Source organism: Streptosporangiales bacterium, assembly GCA_009379825.1.
In the GTDB taxonomy this organism is placed as follows: domain Bacteria; phylum Actinomycetota; class Actinomycetes; order Streptosporangiales; family WHST01; genus WHST01.
Map to the genome: position 1 here is coordinate 1 of WHTA01000158.1, position 4,105 is coordinate 4,105.

The following is a 4,105-nucleotide window of genomic DNA, read 5'->3' on the forward strand; positions in this document are numbered from 1 at the left end:
CCACCAGGGGCGGCCTCTATCAGACTGCCGCCCAGCTGGCGCACGGTGCACGACTCGACGGCGGGACGGAGGCTCGCGCCCGGGCCCGTGCCTGGCTGGCCACCGACCAACCGGCCGGCGCATTTCCCCGCCAACCCTTGCACTGGCCGCTCACCTTCCCCGAGATCACCGACCGCGGTGGCTTCGACGCGATAGTCGGGAATCCTCCGTTCCTGGGTGGGAAGAAGATCAGTGGGTCGCTCGGCTCTGCTTACCGGGAGCACCTGGTCCGCGAGGTCGGCAACGGTGTCAAGGGCAATGCGGATCTGGTCGCCTACTTCGCACTGCGGGCGCACGAGCTGGTGAACGCCGACGGCCAGGTGGGCCTCATCGCGACCAACACCCTGGCCCAAGGCGACACCCGCGAGGTCGCCCTCGACCAGTTGGTAGAGCGCGGCGTGACGATCCGTCGGGCGACCAAGAGCAAGCCCTGGCCATCGAGCTCCGCCGTCCTCGAGTACTGCGCGGTCTGGACCACGAGCCGTTCACCGGCCCAGGCCGTCTTGGACGAGTTGGCTGTTTCCGAAATATCGCCATCATTGGACCCCGGTTCGCGGGTTTCGGGAACACCAACGAGACTAGAAGCAAGCAAGGGAGTGGCGTATATCGGGAACTTCGTCAACGGAATTGGTTTCGTTCTAGCGAAGGATGACGTTGCGGATCTCATCAAGTCCGACGCAAAAAGTGCCGATGTAATTCGGCCATATTTGAACGGTCAAGATGTAAACTCTAGGCCAGAAACCTCGCCGTCCAGGTGGATCATAGATTTCGGCGACTTCTCGTATCCAGAGGCGTCACGCTATGCTGCCTGTATCGAGCGGCTCCGTCATCTAGTCAAGCCGGAGCGGGATAAGCTCCCAGGTTCAAAGCGTGCTACTCGCGACGCATGGTGGAAATTCGAAAAGTTAGCACCGGGACTTCGTGCCGCGATCGCGGGGTTGTCGCGGGTCGTGGTCATCACGTTGGTGAGCAAGACCGTGATGCCGGTGCTGGTGCCGACCGGACAGGTGTTCTCCCATGCACTCGGCGTGTTCGCCATCGGGGACACGGCGATGTTGGCGCTGCTGTCCAGTTCCCCGCACTATTGGTGGGCAGTGGCCCGCGCCTCCTCGATGAAGGCGGACCTCCGGTACACGCCCTCGGACGTGTTCGAGACGTTCCCCCTTCCAGACCTGACCCAGGAGATGCGGGAGCTGGGGGACCGGCTGGACACGTTCCGGCGGGAGGCGATGCTGCGGCGACAGCTCGGGCTGACCAAGACGTACAACCTCGTCTTCGAGCCCGGCTGTACCGACGCCGACATCGTCGAGCTGCGCGACATCCACCGGGCGATCGACGACGCCACCGTCCGGGCGTACGGCTGGGACGACCTGCTCGACCAGCTCGACCACGGGTTCCACCCGGCCGGACGTGACCTGCGGTACACGGTCGGGCCGGCGGCGAAGCAGGAGATCCTGGACCGGTTGCTGGAGCTCAACCACGAACGCCACGCCGCCGAGGTCGCCGCCGGCGTGCCGAAGAAGCCGGCCAAGCGCGCCAGGAAGCGGCAGGACGACCCGGACCAGGGGAGGCTCATGTGACACCCGTGGCTAGGAGGCCGAACGCACCTCGTCGGGACGGTGCGAGAGGTCGTACAGCTCGGTCGAACTGTCACTGGCCACGGCTATGAATGGAGCCCACGGCGAGAGGCGCCGTCGCCACACGCAGGGAGAGGAGGACCGATGACCGCCGCGGACGGCCAGGTGACGCTCGACTCGGTGGCCGAGCTGGAGCGTCCACAGCGGTTCACCGAGGCGAGCTCCGCCGCGGTTCGCGACGAGCTGGAGCAGCAGGTGCGTCGCGACCTCCTCGGCCCCTGGGACGGCCCGACCGAACAGCTGCCCTCCCAGGGTCTGGAGGGCCCACGGGAGCGCTACCTCGTCGGCGCGCTCGGCCCGCGCGGCGAGGCGACCGCGTCTGCGGAGGAGGCACCCGCCTCCGTCGACAACGGCGCCGGTGTCTCCGGCGACGGCGGCGACGCCGAGCTGCCCGAGGTGGCGCCGGCCACCGTCGGGCGGATGTGGGCGTCCTCGATGGGCCTGGCCTGCACCGTGTCCACCGCGGTGACCAGGCTGCGGGTCACCGCCGCCTGGGGCCGCTACGTCGAGACTCAGGTCGAGGACGATGCCGGCGCCCGGAAGGTGTGGCAGCGCGAGCCGGTCGAGCACGTCCGTGAGATCGATCTCGACGGTGACGTCAGCGAGCGGTTCCGGCTCGGCAGCGAGGGCACCGGTGACGGCGTCCGCCTCGCCGTCACCGTCCGCTCCCGCGGTGCGCTGCGCGTCGTCGAGCTGGCCCTGGTCAACGCGCAGGCCGAGGCGAAGACCAGGGGCGACACCGCCTGGCTGTTCCAGACCCGGCTCACGGTCACCGCGACCGACGGCGAGAACGCCGTGTTCGCCCCGGTCGAGCATCCAGCTGAAGGCACGCCCGCCAGCGACGAGGAGACCCACCTCAGGTTGCTCTACCGGCACGAGCGCCGTTACGCCAGCGGCCGCAACGTCGCCGTCGACCACCGGATCAGGCCGGGCGAGCAGGACGCATGGTGCCTGGAGACCACCTGGCTGCCGAGCTACGACGTGCCCGCCACCGAGGCGCCGTCCGGCCCCGGCACGGCGTTCGCCGACGTCGAGCTCTCCATGGACGCGCTCGCCGCGGCCGACCCGCCGCGGCTGCACGCCGGCCTGATGCCCCTGATCACCGGGTACACCGCCTGGCTCGACGCGCGCGAAGCCGAACTGCCGGGACTGCCGGAGTCGCTGCGCCGGGCAGGCGCAGACGCGGTGGCGAAGGCGCGCACCGCCGCCGAACGCATCCGTGCCGGGGTGCGGTTGCTGAGCGACCCGACTACGCCCGGGCACGCCGAGGCGCGGCGCGCGTTCGCGTTCGCCAACGAGGCGATGGCGGCGCAGCGCCGGCACACCGAGATCGCGCGGCGCCGCGAGCGCGAGGGTCTCGGCTACGCCGAGGCCGAACGCGCCGTGGCCGAGCAGCGCGCTGCGGTGGCGTCTTGGCGCCCGTTCCAGCTCGCCTTCGTCCTGGTCAACCTGCCAGCCCTCACCGACCCCACCCACGCCGAGCGCGCGGCCGACCCGAACGCCGTCGTCGACCTGCTGTTCTTCCCGACCGGCGGTGGCAAGACCGAGGCGTACCTCGGGCTCACCGCGTTCACCTTCGCGATACGCCGGCTGCAGGGCAGCGTCGGTGAGGGCGTTGACGCCCGGTCCGGCGCGGCCGGTGTGGCCGTCCTGATGCGCTACACGCTGCGGCTGCTCACCGCGCAGCAGTTCCAGCGCGCCGCCGCCCTGGTCTGCGCCGCCGAGATACAGCGCCGCCGCGACGAGGCGACGTTCGGCGAGACCCCCTTCCGCATCGGCCTCTGGGTCGGCGCGGGCGTCTCCCCGAACTGGTACGAGGATGCCCGCGACCAGGTCCTCCAGGCGAAGAACGCCGGGACGGGCAAGCACGTCAACGTGCTGCAGACGCTCACCTGCCCGTGGTGCGGCACCGCGTTGGAAGGTCACCGCGACCTGCACGTCCAGGAGGAGACCCGGCGCGTGCTCTTGTTCTGCGGCAACGCCGAGGGTGCGGACGCCTGCCCGTTCTCCCGCCGGCACAGCGACGAGGGACTGCCGATCCTGACCGTCGACGAGGAGATCTACCGGTACGCGCCGAGCCTGGTGATCGCCACCGTCGACAAGCTCGCCCAACTGCCCTGGCGCGGCCACGCCGGCATCCTGTTCGGTCGGGTCCGCAGCCGCTGCGACCGGCACGGGTATCGCCACCCGGATCTCGACGGCAGGGTGAAGTGCGGTGGTCGCCACAACGCGAAGGGGAAGGTGCCGGCGGCGTCCAGTCACGACGTGCCCCGGCTGCGTCCACCCGATCTCGTCATCCAGGACGAGCTGCACCTCATCTCCGGCGCGCTCGGCACCATGGTCGGCCTGTTCGAGGCCGCCGTCGACGAGCTGTGCCGGTGGCGGCCCGTCAGCGGACACGACGCCGGGCCGAAGATCGTCGCCTCCAC

2 protein-coding genes are annotated in these 4,105 nt (G+C 70.0%); both read left to right on the forward strand.

What is annotated here, in order from left to right:
* Window positions 1-137 precede the first annotated feature (137 nt).
* Window positions 138-1,619, forward strand: a complete 1,482-nt coding sequence (locus GEV07_30740) for a hypothetical protein (GenBank protein ID MQA06886.1) — start codon at window positions 138-140, stop codon at window positions 1,617-1,619.
* 141 nt (window positions 1,620-1,760) lie between these two features.
* Window positions 1,761-4,105, forward strand: a 2,345-nt coding sequence (locus GEV07_30745) for a helicase (GenBank protein ID MQA06887.1), incomplete at its 3' end; no start/stop codon positions are given.